A 23,218-nucleotide genomic window follows, 5' to 3' on the forward strand; every position below is an offset into this window, starting at 1 on the left:
CGCGTCCTCGTCGTCATGCCGCTCGGCGAACAGCTCGGCGGCGGCGAGGTGATGTTCCAGCAGCTCATGCGGCACGGGCGCGGGCACGGCGTCGAGTGGATCGCGGTGTTCACGAAGGACGGTCCGATGGTCGCCGAGACGCGCGCGCTGGGGATCGAGACGCACCTCATCGAGGCCGGGCGCATCCGTGACCTGCCGCAGCGGATCCGCGCCATCCGGGCGATCGCGCGGCTCGCGCGCGATCGGCAGGTGTCGCTGGTGTTCGGGTGGATGGTGTCGTCGCAGCTGCTCGCGGGTCCGGCGGCCTGGCTCGCGGATGTGCCGGCGACGTGGTACCAGGTGGGACTCCCCGCGCCGGATTGGATGGATCGCTTCGCGACGTGGTGCCGTGCGCGCGGCGTGGTGGTGCTCTCGCGTGATGTCGCGGCGGCGCAGGCGCGCATCAGGCCGCACCGTCCGCAAGCACTCGTGTATCCGGGGGCCTCGCTCGAGCGCTTCGCGGCGGTGCGCTCAGAGTCGCCAGCGGCGCTGCGCGCGCGGTTCGGCCTTCCGAACACGGGGCCGCTCATCGGCATCGTCGGGCGACTGCAGCGCTGGAAGGGGATGCACACCGTGATCGAAGCGATGCCCGCCGTCCGCGCCGCGCATCCGGGCGCGCACCTCGTCATCGTGGGTGGCGCGCACGACACCGAGCCGCGCTACGGCGATGAGCTGCGCACGTTGGCCGCGCTGCGCGGCGTGTCCGATGCGGTGACCTTCGCCGGGTACCAGGGGGACGTGCCGCGCTGGATGCAGGCGATGGATGTGATCGTGCACGCGTCGGATCGTGAGCCGTTCGGGATCGTGGTCGTCGAGGCGATGGCGCTCGGGAAGCCGGTCATCGCCGGCAGCGCGGGCGGTCCAGCCGAGATCATCGTCGATGGAATGCATGGCCTGCTCACGCCCTTCGGGGACGCGAGCGCACTGGCCACGGCCATCCGGCGCTACCTCGGTGATCCCGCCTTCGCCGCGCAGGCGGGAGCCGCGGCCCTCGCCCGCGCGCAGGAGTACTCGGCCGAGGCGTACGCCGCGCGACTCTCCGCGGTCATCCTCGACCTCGCGCTGGAGCCCGAGGAATGACCATGCGGCCGCTGCGCATCCTCCACCTGCTCAACACCGTGCGCGAGACCGGCAACGGGATCATCAACACGGCGATGGACCTCGCGTGGGGCCAGGCGCGGCTGGGGCACGAGGTGCACGTCGCGTCGGCGGGGGGCGAGTTCGAGTCGCGGCTGGCGGCATGGGGTGTCCGGCATCACCGGATCGACCAACGGCGACGCCCGCTCACGCTGTGGCGTGCGACCTATCAGCTGAAGGCCCTCCTCGCCGAGCATCGCATCGACGTGGTGCATGCGCACATGATGACGGGCGTGGTGCTCACGCGGGCCGCACGCGCGCCTCGCGCACGCGGGGGACCGGTGCTGGTGGGGCACGTGCACAACGTCTACCAGCGCAGCGCGCGCCTGATGGGACTCGCCGACCTCACGCTCTGCTGCGGCACGATGGTGCGCGAGGAGATGCGGCGCGTCGGCGTGCCGGAGGCGCGACTCCGCGTCGTACTGAACGGCACGGTCGGGAGCCCGCGGCTCCCCGACCCGGAGGCGGTCGTGCCCGCCGCGCTCGCGCAGCCGGCGATCGTCACAGTCGCGGGGATGAACGAACGGAAGGGGATCGCCGAGCTCATCGCGGCCTTCGGCCTGCTCGCGCCCTCGCACCCGAACGCGCAGCTGTATCTCGTCGGCGATGGACCGGACCGCGCGAGCTTCGAGGCGCTGGCGGTAGCGTCGCCCGGCGCGGGGCGGATCCACTTCGCCGGCTTCCAGCGCGATCCCTCCCCATGGCTACGCGCGGCGGCGGTGTTCGTGCTCGCCTCGCGGCGCGAGTCGTTCCCGATCGTGATCGGCGAGGCGCGCGCGGCGGGATGCGCGATCGTCGCGACCGCCGTGGATGGTGTGCCGGAGTCGCTCGACGACGGGGCGGCCGGTGTGCTCGTCCCGGCGCGCGACCCGGCACGGCTCGCCGCCGCGCTCGACACCCTGCTCCGCGATCCGGCGGCGCGGGCGCGGCAGGCCGTTCAGGCGCGCACCGGACTGGAGCGCTTCCACGTGACGCGGATGGTGGATGAGACCGTGGCGCTGTACCGTTCCGCCCTCCGATGATCCACCTCGCCTTCGTCGCCCTCGAGGTCCATCGCCGCGGCGGGCAAGAACGCGCCGCGGCGGAGGTCCTCACGCGGCTCGCGCCTTCGCTCGAGCTGACGGTGATCGCGAGCGCGTGCGAGCTGCCCGGCGTCGCGTTGCGTCATGTGCCCATCGCGCTCCCGCAGGCACCGACGATCGTGCGGACGACGCTCTTCGCTCGGGCTGCGGCGCGCGCCGCGGCTGCGGTCGTCGCCGCGGGAGGGACGACGGTCGTCGAATCGATCGGCGCGGCCGTGCGCGAGGCGGACGTGATCACCGCGCAGTTCTGCCAGGCGGCGTTCACCGCGCGCTTCGGCGGGCTCCGCGGCGGGCGCGGCCTGCGCGGCGTATGGCAGCGCGCGGTGCAATCGCGCTTCGTCGCCGACGAGCGGCGGGCGTACGGCGCGGCGCGCCTCCGCCGCGTGATCGCCGTTTCCTCCGGCGTGGGACGCGAGCTCGAAGAGTTCTATCGCGTGCCCGCCTCGCGGATCACGGTGATCCCCAACGGCGTCGATCACGCGACCTTCCACCCGGTCGACGCGCCGGCGCGCGCCGCCCTCCGCGCGCGCCTGGGCCTTCCGCAGGATGCGTGCATCGCCCTCTTCGTCGGCGGTGATTGGGAGCGGAAGGGCGTGCGGGACGCCATCAGTGCGATCGCGGGGCAGCGTGATGTGATGCTCGCGATCGTGGGCAACGGGGACCAGGCCGCGATGCGCGCGCACGCGGCGAGCGTCGACGCGGTGTCGCAGGTCCACTTCGCCGGCCCGTCGCGCGAACCGCAGCACTGGTACCAGGCCGCCGACCTCCTGCTCTTCCCCTCGCGCTATGAGGCCTTCTCCCTCGTGACGCTCGAAGCGGCCGGCTGCGGGCTCCCCATCGTCGCGCACGCGATCAACGGGACCGAGGACCTCATCACCCACGGCGAGAACGGTTTCCTGAGCGCGATGGGAGTGGACGCGCTGCGGGCGCACGTGCTCCAGCTCCGCGACGACACCGCGCTCCGCACCCGGATGCGCGCCGCGATCGCGGAGAGCTCGGCACGCTACTCATGGGACCGGATCGCCGCCGAGCACCTGCGCGTGCTCCGCGAGGTCACGGCATGACGACGCGACGGAGCTCGGAGCCGGTGCGCTTCAGGCCCGGGGATGCGCTGCGCATCGTGCAGATCGGCATGGGATGGCAGAGCGAGCAGGCGGGCGGGCTCAACCGCATGATGTTCGAGCTGCATCACCGGCTCGGGACGCTGGGCGTGGAGATGCAGGGACTCGTCGCGGGGAGCGACCTCGCCGAGCGCGAGACCGCGGGCCGCGTGCGCGCGTTCGGCGCGCTCGACACGCCCATGTGGCGGCGCATGCGATCGGTGGACCCGCTGCTCCGCACTATGCTCGGCGCGGCGCACGACGAGGTGATCCTCGGGCACTTCGCCCCGTATGCGCTCGGGGCGCTCGACGCGGTGAAGGAGCATCCGTTCGTCGTCTACTTCCATGGGCCGTGGTCCGATGAGTCGGTGGCCGAGGGACGGAACCCGATCTCGGGCTTCCTGCGGCGCCAGCTGGAGCGCACGGTCTATCGTCGGGCGGATGCGTGCATCGTGCTCTCGCGCGCCTTCTCGGAACTGTTGCAACAGGAGTTCGGCGTGCCCGCCGAGCGGATCCGCGTGATCCCGGGCGGGGTCGATGCGGCCCGCTTCGATGCGCTCCCCACGGGCGCCGAAGCACGCGCGCAGCTCGGATGGGACGCGGGTGTGCCCACCGTGCTCGCGGTGCGCCGGCTCGTGCGCCGCACCGGCGTCGATCGGCTGATCGCGGCGGCGGCGGCGCTGCGCGCGCGCGTGCCCGCGGTCCGTATCCTCATCGCCGGCGAAGGGGAGGAGCGTGCCGCGCTCGAGTCGCAGGCGACGGCGCTCGGTGCGGGCGACGCGGTGCGGTTCCTCGGCTTCGTGCCGGAGGCGCAGTTGCCGCTCGCCTATCGTGCCGCCGACCTTACCGTGGTGCCCAGCATCTCGCTCGAGGGATTCGGGCTCATCGTTCCCGAGTCGCTCGCGGCCGGCACCCCGGTGCTGGTCACGCCGATCGGCGGACTCCCCGAGACGGTCGAAGGGCTCTCGCACTCGCTCGTGCTCTGGGACGCGAGCGCGTCGTCCATCGCCGACGGCATCGCCGAAGCGCTCACGGGGAAGCGCGCGCTGCCGAGCGCGAGCGAGTGCGTCGCCTTCGCGAAGCAGCGCTACGACTGGTCGGTGGTCGCCGAGCAGGTGGCGTCGGTGCTGCTGCAGGTGCGACGCGAGTGGAAGCGATGAGCGACGCCGTGCCGCGCGTGCTCTTCGTGACGCACAGCGGCGTGCTGGGCGGCGCGGAGCGCTCGCTGCTCGACCTCGCGGGTGGATGGCGCGCCGACCGGCGCATGCTGGTGCTCGCGGATGGGCCCGTGGCCGGCGCGGCGCGCGCGCGGGGGATCCCCGTGGAGGTCGAACCGCTCGGCGCGCTCGGTGAGGTCAAGCGCGAGTCCGGCGGACCGGGACTCGGCGCGCTCGCGGACGTCGCGCGGCTCGCCGGGAAGGTCTCGCGCCTGGCGAAGGGATTCGACCTGATCCACGCGAACTCGCAGAAGGCGTTCGTCGTCGCGGCTGCGGCGGGACTGCTCGCGCGACGGCCGGTGGTCTGGCACCTGCGCGACATCCTCAGCACCGCGCACTTCTCGGCGCGCAACATCACCGCCGCCGTCTTCCTCGCCAACGCGCGCGCGGCGGCCGTGATCTGCAACTCGCGTGCGACGGCCGACGCGTTCGTCGCGGCCGGCGGGAAGCCCGAACTGGTCCACGTGGTGCACAACGGGCTCGATGCCGCGCGCTTCGATGCCGTGACTCCCGCGCAGGCGGCCGCGGTCCGCGCCGAACTCGGCGCCGGCGATGCGCAGGTGCTCGCGGTCTGCGCGCGGCTCGCGCCCTGGAAGGGTCAGCATGTGGCGTTGGCGGCACTGCAGGCGTTGCCCGGTGCGCACGCGTGGATCATCGGCGCGGCGCTGTTCGGCGAGGATGCCTACGCCTACGGGCTCCGCGGCCACGCGACCGCGCTCGGCGTGGCCGATCGCGTACGATTCCTCGGCGAGCGCGAGGATGTCGCCGAGCTGCTGCGCGCGGCGGACGTGGTCGTGCACGCTGCGGTGGACGCCGAACCGTTCGGACGCGTGGTGGTCGAAGGGATGCTCGCGCGCCGGCCGGTGATCGCGACCGATGCGGGCGGCGTGCGCGAGATCCTCGTGCACGGCGAGACCGGCTGGCTCGTGCCGCCCGGCGATCCGGCTGCGCTCGCGGCGGCGGCCGATGCGGTGCGCGCGATGCCGCCGGTGGCGCGCGAAGCGATCGTGGTGCGCGCGCGCGCGGACGCCGAAGCGCGCTTCACCGTGCCGGTGATGATCGCCGGCGTGGAACGCGCGATCGCGGGACTCAGCGCCCGCCGATCCCCACCGTGAGCCGGACGATCGGCCCCTTGGCCTGATCGACGGGACCGCCGGTGACGGCGGTGCCACGATACTCCCAGTCGGGGCGATTGGGCGCGACGCGATAGCCCGCGCGTGCCCCGATGGTGATGCCGCGCCGCCGCGCCGCGCTGCGCACGACGAGCAGGTCGGCGGCGAGCATCGGTTCGAACACCCAGTGCTTCCCCTCGAGCCGGCTCTCGCGTCCCGGATCCGCGACGACCTCGGCGAACGTCGGCGCGGGTGACGTGGGCACGGTGGCGCCGCCGGCGCGATCGCCGACGGTGAGCACGTAGTTCCCGCGCCCGACGCCGAGCGTGGGCGCGATGCTCAGGCGGCCGCGCGGGCGCAGGTCCCAGCCGAGCGTGAGCGTGGTGTAGGACGCCTCGATGCGCGCGGAGAGTCCCGCCGGTGTGCTCTCCGAGCCGCCGTCGAGCCGCACATGCTCCGCGCCGATGCGCAGCGGCCCGAACGAGCCGAACCCGCCGCCGCCGAATCCGATCGCGTCGTTGGAGACGGCGGCGAACCCGCCGGTCGCGAGCACGCCGTTGATCCCGTCCACCGTGAAGGTGCCGCCACCGGTGCTGACGAAGACCGACCAGCGCGCGGGGAAGAACGGTGCGGCGCAGTCGCAGGCCTGCTGTGCGCGGGCGACCGGCGCCGCAAGCGTCAGGGCCGTCGCGAGGAGGAGCGTACGGATATGCGGGGCAGTCCGGGTGGTCATCCGAGCTCCGGGTGCTTGAGGTGATGCGTGGTGGCCTGCTGGTACGCGTGCGCCACGCGCAGCATCGCCTCCTCGCCGAAGAGGCGGCCGAGGAAGGTGATCGACACCGGCGTGCCATCGGTCTCGCGGAAGCCGCTCGGCAGGATCACGGCGGGATGTCCGGTGAGGTTCGTCGCCGTGAGCTGCGCGCCGTTGGTCGGCGCCACGATCACGTCCACCGACTGCATGAGCGTGTCCCACTGCTGGATGGCGAGGGTGCGGACGCGGTTGGCGTTCACGTAGTCCACCGCGGGGATGAGGCGCGCGGTGCGGAAGGTGTTGGGCCAGGCGCCGGCGTTCTGCTGCGCGAGCTCGCGCACCCGTCCGCTGCGCGTGAGCTCGTCGAACGCTGCTCCCGCCTCCGCGGTGAGGATGATCCGCATCGCGTTGTAGTTGAGATCGGGGATCTCGACCGGGATGAGGTCGATCCCGAGGCCGCGGAGGCTGGCGAGCACCGCATCATCGAACGGCTTGGTGGCATGCCGCTCGAGCGGGGCGTCGAAGGCGCTCTTCACGTAGCCCACGCGCAGGCCGCGGAGCGGTGCCGTGCCATCCCAGTTGAACGGTGCGGCGTGGCACGACTGGTCCTTGCCGTCAGGCCCGTGCAGCGCGGCAAAGATGAGCGCGCAGTCCTCGACCGAGCGGGCCATCGGGCCGAGCTTGTCCATCGACCAGCTGAGCGCCATCGCGCCGGTGCGCGGCACGCGCCCGAAGGTCGGTCGGAGGCCGGTGACCCCGTTCCGCGTACTCGGCGACGAGATGGAGCCGAGCGTCTCGGAGCCGATCGCGAACCCCACCGCGCCGGCGGCGGTGGCGGAGCCCGGTCCGGCGGACGAGCCGCTCGACCCCTGGTCGAGCTTCCATGGATTGCGCGTCATGCCGCCGTACCAGCGATCGCCCTGGGCGAGTTCTCCGAGCGTGAGCTTGGCGATGAGCACCGCGCCCGCGGCGTCGAGACGCTCGACGACCGTCGCGTCGTGGTCGAAGGTCTGGTCGCGATACGGGGCGGTGCCCCAGGTGGTGGGGTGGCCCTTCACCGCGAGCAGGTCCTTGGCGCCCCAGGGGATGCCGTGCAGCGGCCCCTTGTAGCGGCCGGCGGCGATCTCGGCGTCCGCGGCGCGCGCCTTCGCGAGCGCGCGGTCGCGCGTGAGCGTGGTGACGCAGAGGAGCTTGGCGTCGAGCCGCGCGAGGCGCTCGAGGTACATCGTCGTGAGCTCGACGCTCGTGACTTGCTTGCGCCGCACGAGGTCGGCGAGCGTCGTGAGCGGCGCGAAGGCGAGGGACTCGAGCGAAGTGGGGCGGGCCTGCGGTGCGCGCAGCGACATCACGATCGGCCGCTGCGGCCCGGTGGGGAGCGCGTCAGGCCGCGGGAGCGGGTTGAAGACGATCGCCGGCGCGGTGGCGTTCTCGAGCTTCACCTCGTGGAGCGCGAGGAGGTTGCGCGTCTGGCCCTTGAGGCCGTCGAGCATGAGCGCGCGTTCCTCCTCCGTGAAGGTCACGCCGGCCACCTCGGCCGCGGCGACGATCGTGGCGTCGGTGATCTCGGCACCGGCGCTGACCTGCGCCCAGAGCACACCGGGGAAGAGCGACGAGCCGGCGCCGAGGGCGCCGATCCGGGTGAGGAAGTCGCGGCGGGCCGCGTCGTGTGCGAGTGCCATGCGATGGGGGAGGAGGTCCCGTCGAATCTGCACGGCGTGCGCCCGGACGGCGAGCGGCGGCCCGGTCCGGCGCGGGGGATGGGCCGATTATACTGTGTGACGCGCGATCCGCGCCCGTGCCCAGGAGACCCCGTGCCGCTCGTGCCATTCGAGACGCTTCCCGACGACGCCCGCTGCTGGGTGTTCGCTGCCCGCGCCCCGCTCGACGAGGTGGACGAGCCGCGGCTGCTCGCGGCGGTCGACGGGTTCCTGCTCACCTGGAAGGCGCATGGCAATGCCCTCACCAGCGGCCGGACGTTCGTGGACGAGCACTTCCTCGTCGTCGGGGTCGATGAGCGCGCCTCGGATGCGTCGGGGTGCTCGATCGACGGACTCTTCCGCGTGCTCGAGAAGATCGAGGACGGGATCGGGACGTCGATGGTCGGCGGCGGGAACGTCTACTTCCGCGCGGGCGGGCTCGTGATCTGCGCGACGCGCGCGCAGTTCGAGGCGATGGCCACGATGGGCGAGCTCGATGGCGAGACGCCGGTGTTCGACACGACGGTGAGCACGGTCGGCGACTTCCGCGCGCGCTTCGAGCGCCATGCGCGCGAGTCGTGGCACGCGCAGCTGATGCCGAAGCGCTAGCGCTCCGGCATCAGCGCGGCGCGCGTCAGGCGCGGAAGTAGTCCGCCTGCCAATCCTTGATGGCGCCCTTGATCTGCTTCTGCGTCGTCAGCTCGCCCTTGAGCACCCGGTCCACGAGCGCCGGCAGCTCGGCGTCGCTCGCGAAGCGGAGCGCGACCATGTGACGCGGGGCCAGCTCGAGGATCCGCGGATGCATCGCGGGGGGGAGCAGCTCCTTGAGCCGCAGGCGCATCTCGAGCCGGATCACGCGGTCCTGCACGCGCAGGGCCATGATGCGCGACGCGAGGATGCCCATCGCCACCGCCCAGAGCAGGAGCGCGTTGCCGACGTTCATCGCGCCGGGGTTCCGGATGGCGACCCACGTGAGGTGGAGGGCAGCGAGGAGCGTGACGGGCGAGGCGAAGAAGTGGAAGAGCGGCTGCCACGCGGCGTGCGACGCGGCGGACTGGGTCTTGGTGGACACGGGGGCTCGGGGCGTGAAGGGAACGGGGCGGGGGGAGGCGGCCGGGGCGTGACCTGACGGCCCGCAGCCCCGGGAATGATACCGCGCCCGGGGTTGGACGGCGCATGGACCATCGGTTCCCGGACCGATAGGTTCCGACGACGTGCCACCAGAACTCTCGACCATCGTCTCGGACGGCAGTTCGGCCGTCGCCGCGCAGTCGCTGTCCGCGGCGGTCGCGATCGCCTATGGCCTGACCTTCATCGGGCTCTGGCTGCAGTTCCGTCGGCACTCGATGGCCGTGCTCGCGCGCGCCTGGCTGCTGTACGGGGCCTTCTCGGCCGTCACGCCCCTCGCGTCGGACAAGCTGTTCGCGCTCGCGCCGTCCGCGGGCGTGGACGCGATCACGCTCGCGCTCGCGATGCTCTCCGTGACCGCGTTCGCGGATGCGGCATTCGTCATCGTCGATCGCCGAGCGTGGCGCGCTCCTCTCTGGATGATCGGTAGCGTCGCGGCGTTCCTGACCGGGATCGGACTCGCCGCGCGCATCGCGTGGGTCGTCGAGCCCATGCAGGGCGTTGGCCTGCGGATCTTCGCGATCCTCGGCACGTCGCTCGCGCTCGTGCTCGTCGTGCGCGCGCGACGCTTCCCGGGACGGCTCTATCTCGCCCTCGGCTTCGCGTTCCTCCTCACCCGCTTCGCCGGGGGGCTCCTGCTCGAGCTCGCACGCCCGGGACAGCTGACGATGGCGGCACAGCCCACCGTGTTCACCGCGATGCAGCTCCTCACCCTCACGCTCGCGGGCTACTACATGACCGTGGCGGCCTTCGCGCAGGAGCGCGAGGGGACGTTGCGCGAACGGATCGAACTCGAGCGCCGCCTCGGTCGCGTGCAGCGCATGGAGTCGATCGGCCGCATCGCCGGCACCGTGGCGCACGACTTCAACAACATCCTCACCGCCACGCTGGGCGCGACGGAGTCGATCGCGGAGTCCACAGCGACGCCGACCGAGCGGGCGGAGGCGATCCGCGACCGTCGCGAGGCGGTCGAGCGGGGCCGCGCCCTCACGCGGCAGCTCTTGGACTTCTCGCGCCCGGGGACGGGCGAGGTCGAAGCGTTCGATCCCGCGGTGCGCCTCGCCGAGCTCCTGCCGATGGTCCGCCGGCTCGTCGGCGAGCGGATCACGGTCGAGGCCGATCTGCCCGACGACGGCCGGCTCGGGCGTCGGGTGAGGGTCAACGCGGTGGAGTTCGACCAGGTGCTGCTCAACCTCGCGGCCAACGCGCGCGATGCGATGCCCGAGGGCGGCCGGTTGCACCTCGCGTGCGGGATCGACGGGCGCCTCGGCGCCGACGGGAGCGCGGGACAGCGGCTGCGGCTGCGCGTGACGGATTCGGGGACCGGGATGAGCGCTGAGGTCGCCGAGCGGGTGTTCGATCCCTACTTCACGACGAAACCGCGCGGGAAGGGTACCGGCCTGGGGCTTGCCTCGGCGTTCGCGTTCGCGAAGCACGCGGGGGGCGACCTCTCGGTCGAGTCCTCCCCGGGATCGGGCGCGACCTTCGCGCTGACCCTCCCGCTCCTGCCCGGCTAGGCGTTCGTCGCGTCCCGCGCGTGGCGCTTGAGCCGCGCGACCATCGCGTTCAGGCCGGTCTCGCGCGCGCTGAGGCCGAGGCCCTGCATCATGCGCTGCACGAAGTCGTCCGGGATCGCGAGCGTCGTCTCGGGCGGCTGATCGTTGATCGCCGAGAACACGATCGAGAGGAAGGCGGCGATGGTCGGCGACTGTCGCACGTTCACGTCGGCCCAGAAGTGCAGCCGGCCGTCGTGCACCTCGGGGAAGAGGTCCACGCGCGTCTGGCACTCGGGCACGGTGAAGGCGGCACGGTCGAGCGCGGCGAGGCGCTCGGGGAGCGGCTCGAGCTTCTTCGCATACGAGACGAGCGCCTGCATCTTCGTCTCGCGGTCCATCGCGGCGAAGCGGTCGAGGACGGTGGCGATGCGGGGCGGGAGCGGCACGCTAGGTCCTCTGCGCGCGGAGGCAGTCGAGGCGGATCGCATCGGCGAGCCGCTGGTGCGGTGCCTCGAGGCCCCAGCCCTTCACGACATGCTCGCGCGCCGCGAAGCCCGCCGCCGGCCACGCCGCGCGCGCGACCCAGGCGCGGGAGAGCGCGGCGCGCAACGCCTCCTCGGTCACCGCCGACGCGACCCAACCGGTGCGTCCTTCGAGCACGAGCTCATCGTTGCCCCCGACCGGCGTCACGACCGCGGGCCGCCCATGCGCCATCCCCTCGACGAGCGCGAAGGGCGACCCCTCCGACCGCGACGGGAAGACCAGCAGGTCGGCCTCGGCGAAGGCCGCGCCGATCTCGCCGTGCGGCTTGAGCACCACGCGGTCCGGTCCGAAGCCGTGCGAGCGCGCGAGCCGTTCGAGCAGTCGCGGATGGCTCCCGCCGCCCTGCAGCGTGAGCACCCACTCGCGTCCCCGCCACTCGGGATGGGCGAGCGCCTCGAGCAGCAGGTCCTGGCCCTTGTACGCGGGATCGAAGCGCGCGAGGCAGAGGAGGCGCACCGGTCCCTTCGTGCGGATGGGGTGCGCCTTCTGCACCGCTTCGCCGGCCGCGAGCGTCGCGGCCGTGACGCCGTTGACCGCCGACTCGACGTTCGCCAGCGCGGTGCCGAGCGCGCGATCGAGCGCCCGGTGGTTGCGCGCCGAGACCGTGAGCACGCGTCGCGCCTGGCGGGCGAGCCCGAGCGCGGCATCGGTCCGCGCATCATCCACGAAATGGTAGTCCTCGTGCGCGTGCTGCAGCACGAGCCAGTACGGCGTGCCGCGCGCCGCCGCGGCCTCGCCGGCCGGGACGCACCAGTTCATGTCCCCCATCCCCGCGAGGTTGAACCAGACCAGGTCAGGCGCGATCGCGTCGAGGCGCGTGCGCCACCGCGTCGCCTCGGGCACCTCGGCGCCGACCATCCGCCGCAGCAGGCGCTCGCGCAGCGGCGGCGGCGTGAGCTCGGTCATTGCGTGGAAGGTGACGCCGCCGTCCGCGAACGGGGCCGGGTCGGCGTCGCGGTAGGCGCGGGGCGCGAGCAGGTGGAACTCGAACGCGTCGCGGTGCGCCGCGTCGAGCACGAAGTGCCGCCACAGGTTGTGCGCGCCGCCCGGGGCACCGATGAAGCTCACGATGAGGACGCGCGGACGCGTGGCCGTCATGGCGCGACGGTCCCGCGCTGCGCCATCACGTCGCCCTCGCGCGCGAGGACCCACGCCGCGCCCTCGAGATAGGTGCAGTCCCCCGCGCTCCACGCGTAGTCGTCGCGCGCGGTGCCGTCCATCGTGACCTCGAAGGGGCAGATCCCGTGCAGCTCGTCGAACATCGCGTTCGTGCGGCGGTCGGAGAGGTAGGCGCGCACCGTGTAGCGTCCCTGGAAGAGCCGCGCGCGCGGCACCTCGAAGCGCAGCGTGTAGCGGCCCGCCTCGCGACGGAACCGCGCCTCCGCGTCGAAGCACCAGAGATGCACGATGTTCCGGTCCTCCGCGTCGGCGAACTTGCAGGAGAAGCAGAGCGTCCCCGTGGGCTCGGGGATGTCGAGCGTGAACTCGACCTGCATCGGTTCGCCGTGGCGGTGCACGCCGCCGGGATCGCTCGTCACCACGCGCGCCGCGAGCACGCGATTGGCGCGCGGGCCGCCGGCCGGCGCCTCGTACGCGCCGGGACGCGCCTCTCCGCCGCCCTGCAGCGCCCGATACCGCGCGATCCCCTCGGCCGTGGCGCCGTCGAAGAGGCAGGTCCCGCGGTCGAGCAGCAGCACGCGCTGCGTGAGCGCCGAGACCGCGGGCATGGAGTGGCTGACGAAGATCACCGTCCGTCCACCGCTCGCGACCTCGCTCATCTTGCCGAGGCACTTCCGCTGGAACTCGGCGTCGCCCACGGCGAGGACCTCGTCCACGATGAGGATCTCCGGCTCGAGGTGCGCGGCGACGGCGAAGGCGAGGCGCACGTACATCCCGCTCGAGTAGCGCTTCACCGGCGTGTCGAGGAACCGTTCCACCTCGGCGAAGGCGACGATCGCGTCGAAGCGCGCGGCGATCTCGCGCTTGCGCATCCCGAGGATCGCGCCGTTGAGGAAGATGTTCTCGCGCCCCGAGAGCTCGGGATGGAACCCGGTCCCGACCTCGAGCAGCGACCCCACGCGACCGCGCAGCCGCACCTCGCCGGTGGTGGGCGGGGTGATGCGCGAGAGCACCTTGAGCAGCGTGCTCTTGCCGGCACCGTTGCGGCCGATGATCCCGACGGCGCTGCCGGAGGGGATGGAGAACCCGACGTCGCGCAGGGCCCAGAGGTCCTCGCCCGGCGCGCCACCGAAGGGTGCGCGCACCAGCTGCGCCAGCCGCTCGGGGAGCGTCGTCGCCGGCGCTTCGCGCGACAACCGGTAGCGCTTGCCCAGCCCGCGCGCCTCGACCGCGATGCCCGCCATCAGATCACGTCGGCGAAGCGTCGCTCGAGGCGACGGAAGAGCGTGACGCCCACGAAGAGCGCGAGCCCGGTCCACGCGAGCGCGGCGAGCACCGGCTGCGGCCCCGGCACGGGTGTGCCCAGGAGGGAGGCGCGGAATCCCTCGAGCAACGTGGCGACGGGATTGAGCAGGTACGCCTCGCGATAGCGCTCGGGCACCGTGCTCGCGGCGTAGGCGACCGGGCTCGCGTACAGCAGGAGCTGCATGGCGACGGGCAGGATGTGCTGGACGTCGCGGTAGCGGACCATGAGCGAGGCGCCGATGAGGCCCAGTCCGAAGGCCAGCAGCACGAGCAACAGCACCCAGAGCGGTGCGAGCAGGAGGGACGGTCCCGGCATGGCGCCCGAGGCGAGTCGCATCGCGAGCAGCACCACGAGCGCGACGGCGCCATCGAGGAGCGCCGCCGGGATGGTCGAGGCGGGGATCACCGCGCGCGGGAACCAGACCTTCGCGATGAGTCCGCTGTTCTGCACCAGCGACCCGCTGGCGCGCGTCACGATCCCCGCGAACAGCCCCCACCCGGCGAGCGAGGCGAACGTGAACTGGAAGTACGGCACGCCGTCGCTCGGCAGCCCGGCCACCACACCGAAGACGAAGGTGAAGATGAGCGCGCCGAGCAGGGGCTGGAGCACCACCCAGAGGACACCGAGGACCGTCTGGCGGTAGCGCAGGCGCAGGTCGCGGTCGGCGAGGGCCCAGAGCAGGTCGCGGAACGCCCAGAGGTCGCCGACGAGCCCGAGGGTCCGAGCGCTGTCCGGCTGGATAACGAGCACGGGGGGCTCTGCGTACTGGTGCGATAGGGCGGGCACGATGCAGAAATAGGGCACGGCCCCTCCGGGAACACAATCCCGTCCCCAGCGATAGATACCCCATGCCGACCAACGACCTGCCGTCCAGCGAACTCACGCCCGAGCGCGTGTACTTCGACCGCCGCACGTTCCTCACCGCCGCCGGCGTGATCGGTGCGGGGCTCGTCGGCGCGAAGGCGCTCAAGGCCTCGGTCCTGACGGCGGCGACGCCGGGACAGGAGCGCCCGCTCGGCACGCCCTACGGGCTGCAGCCGACCGACGTCGCGACGCCCGAGGAGGACGTGACGACCTACAACAACTTCTACGAGTTCGGCACCGGCAAGGACGATCCGGCGATGAACGCGCGGGAGTTCCGGGCGCGGCCGTGGACGGTGAAGGTCGAAGGGCTCGTCGCCAAGCCGGGGAGCTACCAGCTCGAGGACTTCCTCAAGCCCTCGCGCATGGAGGATCGCATCTACCGGATGCGCTGCGTCGAGGCGTGGAGCATGGTGATCCCGTGGCGCGGCATCCCGCTCGCCGACGTGCTCCGCCGCGCGCAGCCGACGAGCAAGGCGAAGTACGTCGAGTTCACCACGCTGATGGACCCGGCGCGGATGCCGGGCCAGCGCTACCCCGTGCTCGACTGGCCGTACAACGAGGGGCTCCGCCTCGACGAGGCGATGCATCCGCTCACGCTCCTCGCGACCGGCGTGTACGGCAAGGACCTGCCGAACCAGAACGGCGCCCCGCTGCGCCTCGTCGTGCCGTGGAAGTACGGCTTCAAGGGGATCAAGAGCATCGTGCGCATCCGCCTCACCGAGACGATGCCCGCCACCTCGTGGGCGCTCGCGAACCCGTCCGAGTACGGCTTCTACGCCAACGTGAACCCGCGGGTCGATCATCCGCGGTGGAGCCAGGCGACGGAGCGGCGCATCGGCAACTTCCGGCGCATCCCCACGCTGCCGTTCAACGGCTACGCCGAGCAGGTCGCGTCGATGTACTCGGGGATGGATCTCGCGCGGAACTACTGAGTCGTGTCGCAGCCCTGGCTGGGCCTCGCGAAGCAGCCGCGGGGATTCGGCGTGCTGCTCGTCATCGCGTCCGCGCTCCCGGCCCTGACCATCACGGCCGCGGTGGTGAGTGACGTCTTCTACGGGTCGAGCTGGCTCGGCGCGGATCCCATCAAGGAAGGCGAGCATCTGCTCGGCGAGTGGACGCTGCGCGCGCTGTTCGGCACGCTCCTCATCACGCCGCTGCGGTATCACTCGGGGTGGAACTGGCTCGCGAAGCATCGCCGCACGCTCGGCCTCTTCGCGTTCGCCTACGTCGTGCTCCACTTCCTCACCTGGCTGCTTCTCGATGCGCAGGTGTGGGTCAGTGAGTACGTGGGCTGGGCCGACGTGTGGAAGGACATCACCAAGCGGCCGTACATCACCGTTGGCTTCCTCGCGATGCTGCTGATGGTGCCGCTGGCGCTGACGTCCACCAAGAAGGCGATCGCGCGGATGGGGAAGCGGTGGCGGCCGTTGCATCGCCTGATCTACCCGATCGCTTTGCTCGGCGTGCTGCACTACATCCTGTCGGTGAAGAAGGACCTGACCGAGCCGCTCCTGTACCTGGGCGTACTCTCGGCGCTCCTGCTGTGGCGCGTGTGGGATGCGCGTCGCCGGGCCGACGCGCGCGTGTAGATTGCGCGGGTGACCGCCCCGCGCGCCGCCCTCCGATACGACTGCTTCGCCATCGCCGCGCCGGGGCTCGAGTCCCTCGTCGCGCACGAACTCGTCTCCCTCGGTGTCGCCGATGCGACGGCGGTGCCGGGCGGCGTGGAGTTCGGGGCCGATGCCGCGCGGCTCGCGGCGGTGCAGCTGCGCACCCGCACGGCGACCCGCGTGATCGTGCGGCTCGCGCAGTTCCGGGCGAAGGCCTTCCACGAGCTCGAGCGCGCGGCGCGACAGGTGGAGTGGGCGCGTGTCCTTCCGGCCGGCGCGCGCTTCCGCCTGCGCGTGACCTGTCGCAAGTCGCGCCTCTACCACTCGGATGCGGTCGCGGAGCGCGTCGCGGCCGCGATCGTGCGCGGGGTGCCGGGTGCGACGTTCGAGCAGGGCGCGCACGCGGACGACGAGGCGGACGAGGCGACGGGCGCGACCCCGACCGACGGACTGCCCGCGCAGCTCTTCATCGTGCGCTTCGACCACGACACCTGCACCATCTCGGCGGATGCGTCGGGCGACCTCCTGCATCGCCGCGGGTACCGCCTCGCGGTCGGGCGCGCGCCGCTGCGCGAGACGCTCGCCGCGGCGATGCTCGTGGGCGCCGAGTTCGATCCGGCGCAGCCGCTCGTGGACCCGATGTGCGGGTCGGGTACGATCGCGATCGAGGCGGCGATGATGGCGCGGCGTATCGCCCCAGGGCTCGCGCGTCGGTTCGCCTCGGAGCGCTGGCCCGAGACGCCTGCTGGCACCTGGACCGCGGCGCGTCGCGCGGCCGAGGCCGAGATCCGTCCGGCCACTGGCATGCCGATCATCGCGGCGGATCGCGATGCCGGCGCCGTCGCCAACGCGCGATCGAACGCGGCGCGCGCGGGCGTGGGCGAGCAGATCGAGTTCCGCGTCGCGGCCCTCTCGGCGCTCGAGGTGCCGTCGGCGCCGCGTGGCCTGCTGATCGCGAATCCGCCGTACGGCGTCCGCGTGGGGGAGACGCCGGCGCTGCGCGACCTGTTCGCACGGCTCGGCCAGGTGGCGCGCGAGCGCTGCGAGGGTTGGCGCGTGGTGCTGCTGAGCGCCGACCGCGCGCTCGACGCGCAGGTGAAGCTCCCCTTCACCGAGGTCCTCGCAACGAGCAACGGCGGGATCGCGGTGCGGCTCGTCGCGGCGGACGTGGGGGCGGACGTGGGGGCGGCGCCGTCCCGCGGCGGAACGACGTCACGCGCCGCGACGAAGCGGTCCCGCCGCTAGAACTCGAAGCCGAACGCGAGGTTCAGGTGCTGCGCGGTGCGCGATCCGACGGTGAATTCGGTCGCGATCCGCCGCCACTCGAAGCCGAGCACGAGCGGGCCGGCCGGACGCCAATGCAGGTGCGCCTCGGTCGTCGCGTTCCTGATCCGGCCACCCGCGGCGATGTCCGCGTCCTCGGGGTCGTCGAAGCCCATGCCGCCACCGATGAGCAAGCGTGGCGTCGCCTGGAGATTGACCTGACCCCATCCGCCGCGCGTGCGCACCGGTGCGCCGCCGACGCCCAATCCCTGCGAGACACCGCCGCCACCGAGTCCGCGCAGCGCCTGCCCGTCGAAGAACTCGCCCCGCAGCTCGAGCCGCGAGCCGATCGGCAGGCGCACGGTCGCCGCCATCGCCTCCGAGGAGCGCTCCGCGTCTGTTGCGTCCGCGATCTTGCCGGTGTGCATGCCCACGGTGATCGATCCGGGCCGCTCGGTCTCACCCCACGCCATCCGCACGAGTCCCTGCAGGTACGGCGTGCCCGTGCGCTCGGCCGCGTCGAACTGCGTGTCGAACAGGCCCGCGGCGTCGCCGCTCGTGGGCGCGAGCACCGCCCCTTCCACGCCCACGCGCAGGCGCCCGGCGCTGTGCACGCCGGCCCGCACCTGCGGCAGCCAGAGCCAGAGGTTCCCCGCGGCGGTGAAGCCGGGCACGCCGACGGACGCGATCGAGACCGGATCGACGCCCGTGATGAGCGGCTGCTCCTGGCCGATCATCACGAAGCCCTTCGCCCACTCGAGCGTGCCGCGCGCAGTGCGGAGGCGCACCAGCGGGAACGTCCGTCCCCCGGAGCTCGGCTGCTGGCCGCCGAAGAAGTCGGCATCGAGGTCGCCGCGGAAGGTGCCGCCGGCCACCTCGCTCACCGCGAAGCCCACGCCGAGCGTCGTCTGACGGATGGTCATCGCGAGACCGCCCTGCGGTCCGGTGCCCGAGTCGGGGCGTGCGAAGACCGGCACGTCGACATTGTTGGTGCGCGCGTCGTTCTTCACCACATGCATGAGCGCGCGGCCGGTGAACTCGAGCGAGACGCGCGAGCGGGTGCGGAGCGCGCTCGACGCCTCGGTCGCGAGCTGCTCGCGGAGCGCCTGGAGCGCCGCCTCGGCGTCCTCCACCCGCTGCCGGAGCGAATCGAGCTGCGCCTGCGTGCGCTCGGGTGCCGCCTGCGCCGCGAGCGTGACCGGCATCACGCCGAGCGAAAGGCCGAGCGCGACCATGCTTGACCATCGGCCGCGCCGAGGGGTAGCGTTGTCAGGCACAATCCAGAGGAAACAATGCGGCATCGTGGCTCCGTCGTCGGTCGGGTGGGTCCCTTCGTGGTCGCCATGGGCATGGCGATGGCGGCGCCGTTCGTGCTCGGCGCGCAGGGCACCCTCACGGGGCGCGTCGCGATCACCGAGCGTCCGGGCGAGACCACCACGGACTTCAGCAGCACCATCATCTATCTGGTGCCCAAAGATACTGCGCGGCTGCGCATGCGGCCGGTGGAGGCCACGCTCGCCATGAGCGGCCGCGCCTTCGTGCCGCACGTGCGCGTGATCACGCCCGGTAGTCGCGTGGAGTTCCCCAATCAGGACCCGTTCAGCCACAACATCTTCTCGTCGACGCCTGGGGCGCAGTTCGATCTCGGGCTCTACGGGGCGGGGAAGAGCAAAGAAGCGCCGTTCCGCCGGGCGGGCGCCTATCCCATCTACTGCAACATCCATCCGCGGATGACCGCGTTCGTGGTGGTCTCGCCGTCGCCCTGGTACGCGCAGGCGGGGAACGACGGGCGCTGGACGATCGTCGGCGTACCGGCGGGCGAGTACACGCTGACCGTCTGGCACGAGCGCGCCAAGACCGTCGAGACGCCGATCACCGTGGCGGCGGCGGGCCTGCCCGAGATCGCGACCACGCTCGACGCGCGCGGCTACCGGTTCGTCGAGCACAAGAACAAGTTCGGCCGCGAGTACGACCGGAGCGCGACGCGGTACTGATCGCGCGGCGCCGAGCGCGGCGCTCCATCGGGCGTCACGCCCCTCCCCCCGAGCCCCACCCACCGTGAAGCCGAAGGGCCTGAGTCTCACCGTCAAGATCTTCCTCTCCACGGCGCTCGTCGTGGTGGTCATCATCGCGACGACGCTGGCCATCGCCGCGCGCCAGGCGAGCGAGGCCGCGGATGTCTCCGTGAACCGTGTCCTCGGCTCGGCGCGCGAGGCGGTGAACGCACAGCTGGCCGGGAGCGCGAACGGGCTGCGCGCCGCGGCCGAGGCCTTCGCCGAGAACGCCAACTTCGGGGCGCTCGTCGAGGCGGCGGAGCCGGGCGATGCGCTCGACCAGGCGCAGGAGGCGGGGGCGACGCTCGGGGCGAAGTGGGTGCAGATCACCAACGCGAGCGGCTTCCGCCTCGCGAAGAGCGACGAGCCGGGCGCCGACACGCTCACCCTCGGCGAGCGGTCGCTCGAGGTCGCCTCGGCGCTCGGCGGGCAGTCGACCGGCGGCTTCGGTGTCACCGCGCGGAACGAGCTGTTGATCCTCGAGGCGGTGCCGATCTACCGCGGCACCGACCGCATCGTCGGGGCGCTCTTCGCCGCGCGCGATGTCGACTCGACCTTCGCCGCGAAGGTGAAGTCGAGCGCGGCGAGCGAACTCGACGTGGTCTTCTTCACGTCCGACACGGCGGGGGCGACGGTGATCGCCGCCTCCACGCTCGGGCGTGACGCCGAGGTGGTCCGGGCCATCTCGACGCTTCCCATGGGCTCCGCGGACTCGAGCGAGGCGCGCGTGGAGACCGACCTGCGCGGCCGGCACTACATCGGGCTCGCCGAGGTGTTGCGCGGGGCCGATGGCGGCGTGGTGGGGCGGTACCTGATGCTCCGCGACCGCGACGCCGAGTTCGCGAGCTTCCAGCGCCTGCAGCGCTCGCTGCTGCTGACGGGCGGCGTGGGGATCCTCGTGGCCGCGCTGCTCTCGCTGCTCATCGCGAACCAGATCACGCGGCCGGTGGGGAAGCTCGTCGAGGCGACGCGTCGCGCCGCGGACGGCGACTACAAGGCCGTGATCCCGTCCACGAGCAAGGACGAGATCGGCGTGCTCGCCGGCGCGTTCCGCGGGCTCCTCGCCGACCTGCGCGAGAAGCAGGAACTGGTGGAGTTCCTCTCGAGCGCGGACGCCGCCAAGACGGTGCAGATGCGGGCGATGTCGGCGACGACCGAGCAGCGCGTGGCCGGCGTGGGGCTCACCCCGGGCAGCCGCTTCGCCGTGCGCTACGAGGTGAAGGAAGTGCTCGGCGAGGGCGGGATGGGGACCGTGTTCAAGGCGATCGACACCGAGCTCGGCGAGGTGATCGCCATCAAGACGCTCAAGCAGGACTTCCTCTCGCAGGACCCGACGGCGCTCGAGCGGTTCAAGAGCGAGATCCGGCTGGCGCGGAAGATCTCGCACCGCAACGTGGTGCGCACGCACGACCTCGGCGAGAACTCCGGCGTGTACTTCATCACGATGGAGTACGTGGACGGGAAGTCGCTGAAGGACCTGATCCGCGCGAAGGGGAAGCTGCCGCTGCCGATCACGCTCTCGGTGGGGAAGCAGCTCGCGCGCGCGCTCGAGGTCGCGCACGAGCAGGGGGTGATCCATCGCGACATCAAGCCGCAGAACATGGTGGTGGAGCCGGACGGCGTGCTGAAGGTGATGGACTTCGGCATCGCGCGCCTGGCGACGCGGAAGCCGGAGAGCGGCGTCACGCAGGCGGGGATGATCATCGGGACGCCGGAGTACATGGCGCCGGAGCAGTTCGCGGGGGACGAGATCGACGCCCGCGCGGACATCTACGCCGCGGGGTGCGTGCTGTACGAGTGCCTGACCGGGCGGACACCGTTCCAGGCCGAGACGCCGTACCAGCTGGTGGCGAAGGTGCTGGAGGAGACGGCGCCGAGCCCGCGGCGCCTCAATCCCGAGGTGCCCCCGGCGCTCGAGGCGCTGGTGATGGCGGCGCTGTCGAAGGATCCGGCGGGCCGGCCGCAGACGGCGCTGGCGCTGCACGACCGGTTGGCGCAGATCGGCTGACGCGCGGTCGGTCGCGGATCGATGTTCAGGCGATCGAGCTTCAGGTCCTCGACCGCGATTCGCATCGACGGGGTCAACGCTGGGGTCGTCGTGCGCTTGAACTCGAAGCCTCATGCGGCCCCGCACGACCAGCGGGTCGAGTTCGGCGCCCGCCTGCGTGCGCCAGCAGTACGCCTCGCCCGCTCGCGCGCCGAGGTGCGCGAGCGCGCTCTCGAGGGCGGCGCGATCCGCGACGCCGAGCGGTTGATGGAGGATGCCGCTGTCGCGGATGAGGACCCGGGGCGAGCGCACCTGTCGCTTGCCGAGGTGCTCGAACCAGGGCGCGAGCTGCCGCACCATGTAGGTCTCGGAGAGCACGTCGAGATACCGTTGGACCGTGGTGTGCGCGACGCCGAATGCGCGTCCCAGTTCCGAGGCGTTCCATTGCTGCGCGCGGTAGTGCGCGACCATGAGCCAGAAGCGGCGGAGCACCGCCGCGGCTCTCGGCCTCCGAGCGCGCGAGGAAGGAGCGGGGGAAGCCGCCGCGCACCGAGAGCCGGTCCTGCCGCGCACTCCCCACCTCGCCGAGATCGAAACCCGGGAGCTCATTATACGCGATGCGTCCGGCGAGCGACTCAGTCGATCGGTGGAGCAACTCGACCGCAGCCGACCCCAGGATCAGGAAGCGGCGGCCGGAGGGGGCCTCGTCGACCAGGACGCGCTGGGTGCGGAAGAGCTCCGGGAGGTGCTGCACCTCGTCGATGATCACGAGTCCGCGTAGCCCGCGGAGGGCGAGGAGCGGATCGGCGGGCCGGGCCCGACGTCGAGGTCGAAGATCGACACCGGACCGCGCTGCGCGGCGGCGATGGTGCGGGCGAGGGTGGTCTTGCCCACCAGCCGCGCCCCGAGGAGCGCGACGACCGGGAACTGCCGGAGCAGGTCCCGCACCGTGCGTCGATGGGCATCCCGGGCGGTTCCGTCGGATGGATCCTGTATGTTGAGCGCCAGTCGCTCAATTGGATCGCATCCATCATGTCCTTCCAGCAGCCCATCGCGAGCGACTTCAACGGCGCCGACGCCGCCGAACAGTTCGCGGCCTACCGCCGCGATCCCGCCTCCGTCGAGGAGTCGTGGGGCCAGTTCTTCCGCTTCGCCGAGCAGGCGATGGGTGGGTGTGCCCCCGCGCCCGCCTCCTCGGCCGCCGCCGGGGGCGGTGCTGCGCATCGACCGGTCAAGGGGATCCATGCGCGCATCCCCAACAATCAACTCCTGATGCACGGCTCGTCGTCGGTGCCGCAGGAATGGCTCAAGGTGATGGATGAGTTCGGGGGGCAGATGGGCGAGACGTACGGCGTGCCGGTGGAGGAGATCGTCGACGGGTTCAAGCACGGCGTGCGGGAGGTGAACATCGACACCGACCTATGGATGTCGAGCACGGGGGCGATCCGGCAGTTCCTCGGCAAGAATCCGAAGGAGTTCGACCCGCGGACGTACCTCGCGGTGGCTCGCTCGGTGATGAAGGCGCTCTGCAAGGCGCGCTACGAGCAGAGGGAGCTCGACGCGGTCGTGAAGTGAGCCGCGGCGACCGCCGTTGCGACGACACGGTGAATTCACCCAAGTCGGAGTGAATTCACCGGTGCATCGGTGGTGGCGACGAAACGGTTCGCGTTGCAGTGAAAGCGGTTGCGCGAAAGCGGCGAGTGGCATGGTGCG

General features: G+C 72.2%; 22 protein-coding genes and 1 pseudogene. 13 read left to right on the forward strand and 10 right to left on the reverse strand.

Annotated features, from left to right (window positions below; all coding sequences use genetic code 11):
• Positions 1-15: 15 nt before the first annotated feature.
• Genes IPJ78_10710 through IPJ78_10730 form a run of 5 tightly spaced genes read left to right on the forward strand, consistent with a single transcriptional unit; the run spans position 16 to position 5,690 of the window.
• Entirely contained in the window at positions 16-1,119 is a 1,104-nt protein-coding gene (locus IPJ78_10710; protein ID MBK7907017.1) for a glycosyltransferase family 4 protein, read from the forward strand.
• An 11-nt stretch (positions 1,120-1,130) separates the two neighbouring features.
• Positions 1,131-2,198, forward strand: coding sequence for a glycosyltransferase (locus IPJ78_10715; GenBank protein MBK7907018.1), 1,068 nt, complete (start codon positions 1,131-1,133; stop codon positions 2,196-2,198).
• Positions 2,195-3,322 carry a glycosyltransferase family 4 protein gene (locus IPJ78_10720; protein ID MBK7907019.1) on the forward strand — a complete coding sequence of 376 codons (1,128 nt, stop codon included), beginning with the start codon at positions 2,195-2,197 and terminating at the stop codon, positions 3,320-3,322. Before IPJ78_10715 ends, IPJ78_10720 begins: the two co-directional genes overlap by 4 nt.
• 47 nt (positions 3,323-3,369) lie before the next feature.
• Positions 3,370-4,518: a glycosyltransferase family 4 protein gene (locus IPJ78_10725; protein ID MBK7907020.1), complete on the forward strand. Its 1,149-nt coding sequence runs from the start codon at positions 3,370-3,372 to the stop codon at positions 4,516-4,518.
• Positions 4,515-5,690, forward strand: a complete 1,176-nt coding sequence (locus IPJ78_10730; GenBank protein MBK7907021.1) for a glycosyltransferase — start codon at positions 4,515-4,517, stop codon at positions 5,688-5,690. The genes IPJ78_10725 and IPJ78_10730 overlap by 4 nt, the downstream gene beginning before the upstream one ends.
• Here the strand turns inward: IPJ78_10730 and IPJ78_10735 are convergent.
• Together IPJ78_10735 and IPJ78_10740 are read right to left on the reverse strand one after the other, a co-directional pair.
• Positions 5,665-6,420, reverse strand: a complete 756-nt coding sequence (locus tag IPJ78_10735) for a hypothetical protein (protein ID MBK7907022.1) — start codon at positions 6,418-6,420, stop codon at positions 5,665-5,667. The two genes, IPJ78_10730 and IPJ78_10735, sit on opposite strands and share 26 nt — an antisense overlap.
• Entirely contained in the window at positions 6,417-8,117 is a 1,701-nt protein-coding gene (locus IPJ78_10740; GenBank protein MBK7907023.1) for an amidase, read from the reverse strand. The genes IPJ78_10735 and IPJ78_10740 overlap by 4 nt, the downstream gene beginning before the upstream one ends.
• Positions 8,118-8,249: 132 nt before the next feature.
• Between IPJ78_10740 and IPJ78_10745 the strand changes: the two genes are divergently transcribed.
• Positions 8,250-8,744: a hypothetical protein gene (locus tag IPJ78_10745; GenBank protein ID MBK7907024.1), complete on the forward strand. Its 495-nt coding sequence runs from the start codon at positions 8,250-8,252 to the stop codon at positions 8,742-8,744.
• 25 nt (positions 8,745-8,769) lie between these two features.
• On the opposite strand, the gene IPJ78_10750 is transcribed toward IPJ78_10745, so the two are convergent.
• The gene (locus IPJ78_10750) at positions 8,770-9,207 is read right to left on the reverse strand and encodes a hypothetical protein (GenBank protein ID MBK7907025.1); all 438 of its coding nucleotides are present in this window, start codon (positions 9,205-9,207) and stop codon (positions 8,770-8,772) included.
• Between the two features lie 142 nt (positions 9,208-9,349).
• Here IPJ78_10750 and IPJ78_10755 point away from each other — a divergent pair, with 142 nt between their 5' ends.
• A complete protein-coding gene (locus IPJ78_10755; GenBank protein ID MBK7907026.1) occupies positions 9,350-10,780 on the forward strand; it encodes a hypothetical protein in 1,431 nt (476 codons plus the stop codon).
• Here the strand turns inward: IPJ78_10755 and IPJ78_10760 are convergent.
• The 4 genes from IPJ78_10760 to IPJ78_10775 are packed head-to-tail and all read right to left on the reverse strand — an operon-like array spanning position 10,777 to position 14,477.
• A complete protein-coding gene (locus IPJ78_10760) occupies positions 10,777-11,205 on the reverse strand; it encodes a SufE family protein (GenBank protein MBK7907027.1) in 429 nt (142 codons plus the stop codon). The genes IPJ78_10755 and IPJ78_10760 overlap by 4 nt on opposite strands.
• A 1-nt stretch (position 11,206) precedes the next feature.
• Positions 11,207-12,400, reverse strand: coding sequence for a glycosyltransferase family 4 protein (locus tag IPJ78_10765; GenBank protein MBK7907028.1), 1,194 nt, complete (start codon positions 12,398-12,400; stop codon positions 11,207-11,209).
• Positions 12,397-13,665: an ABC transporter ATP-binding protein gene (locus IPJ78_10770; protein ID MBK7907029.1), complete on the reverse strand. Its 1,269-nt coding sequence runs from the start codon at positions 13,663-13,665 to the stop codon at positions 12,397-12,399. Before IPJ78_10770 ends, IPJ78_10765 begins: the two co-directional genes overlap by 4 nt.
• Complete coding sequence (locus IPJ78_10775; protein ID MBK7907030.1) at positions 13,665-14,477, reverse strand: ABC transporter permease; 813 nt, start codon at positions 14,475-14,477, stop codon at positions 13,665-13,667. Before IPJ78_10775 ends, IPJ78_10770 begins: the two co-directional genes overlap by 1 nt.
• A 98-nt stretch (positions 14,478-14,575) precedes the next feature.
• Between IPJ78_10775 and msrP the strand changes: the two genes are divergently transcribed.
• From msrP to IPJ78_10790, 3 genes are read left to right on the forward strand one after another with little or no spacing between them, the layout of a single operon-like run.
• On the forward strand, positions 14,576-15,523 hold the full coding sequence (gene msrP, locus IPJ78_10780) for a protein-methionine-sulfoxide reductase catalytic subunit MsrP (GenBank protein MBK7907031.1): 948 nt from the start codon (positions 14,576-14,578) through the stop codon (positions 15,521-15,523).
• A gap of 51 nt (positions 15,524-15,574) precedes the next feature.
• On the forward strand, positions 15,575-16,180 hold the full coding sequence (locus tag IPJ78_10785) for a sulfoxide reductase heme-binding subunit YedZ (protein ID MBK7907032.1): 606 nt from the start codon (positions 15,575-15,577) through the stop codon (positions 16,178-16,180).
• Between the two features lie 9 nt (positions 16,181-16,189).
• Complete coding sequence (locus IPJ78_10790) at positions 16,190-17,446, forward strand: class I SAM-dependent RNA methyltransferase (GenBank protein MBK7907033.1); 1,257 nt, start codon at positions 16,190-16,192, stop codon at positions 17,444-17,446.
• On the opposite strand, the gene IPJ78_10795 is transcribed toward IPJ78_10790, so the two are convergent.
• Positions 17,443-18,699 (reverse strand): hypothetical protein, encoded by a 1,257-nt coding sequence (locus IPJ78_10795; protein MBK7907034.1) that lies wholly within the window; start codon positions 18,697-18,699, stop codon positions 17,443-17,445. The two genes, IPJ78_10790 and IPJ78_10795, sit on opposite strands and share 4 nt — an antisense overlap.
• A gap of 57 nt (positions 18,700-18,756) precedes the next feature.
• Between IPJ78_10795 and IPJ78_10800 the strand changes: the two genes are divergently transcribed.
• Complete coding sequence (locus IPJ78_10800; GenBank protein MBK7907035.1) at positions 18,757-19,458, forward strand: hypothetical protein; 702 nt, start codon at positions 18,757-18,759, stop codon at positions 19,456-19,458.
• A 64-nt stretch (positions 19,459-19,522) separates the two neighbouring features.
• Positions 19,523-21,526, forward strand: coding sequence for a protein kinase (locus IPJ78_10805; GenBank protein MBK7907036.1), 2,004 nt, complete (start codon positions 19,523-19,525; stop codon positions 21,524-21,526).
• A 73-nt stretch (positions 21,527-21,599) separates the two neighbouring features.
• Here IPJ78_10805 and IPJ78_10810 read toward each other — a convergent pair whose 3' ends face one another.
• Complete coding sequence (locus IPJ78_10810; protein MBK7907037.1) at positions 21,600-22,274, reverse strand: AAA family ATPase; 675 nt, start codon at positions 22,272-22,274, stop codon at positions 21,600-21,602.
• The gene (locus tag IPJ78_10815) at positions 22,271-22,453 is read right to left on the reverse strand and encodes a hypothetical protein (GenBank protein MBK7907038.1); all 183 of its coding nucleotides are present in this window, start codon (positions 22,451-22,453) and stop codon (positions 22,271-22,273) included. Before IPJ78_10815 ends, IPJ78_10810 begins: the two co-directional genes overlap by 4 nt.
• Here IPJ78_10815 and IPJ78_10820 point away from each other — a divergent pair.
• A pseudogene (locus IPJ78_10820) lies at positions 22,371-23,080 on the forward strand (class II fructose-bisphosphate aldolase). The gene IPJ78_10815 and the pseudogene IPJ78_10820 sit on opposite strands and share 83 nt — an antisense overlap.
• Positions 23,081-23,218: the final 138 nt, after the last annotated feature.

This window comes from Gemmatimonadota bacterium (assembly GCA_016714015.1).
GTDB lineage: Bacteria > Gemmatimonadota > Gemmatimonadetes > Gemmatimonadales > Gemmatimonadaceae > Pseudogemmatithrix.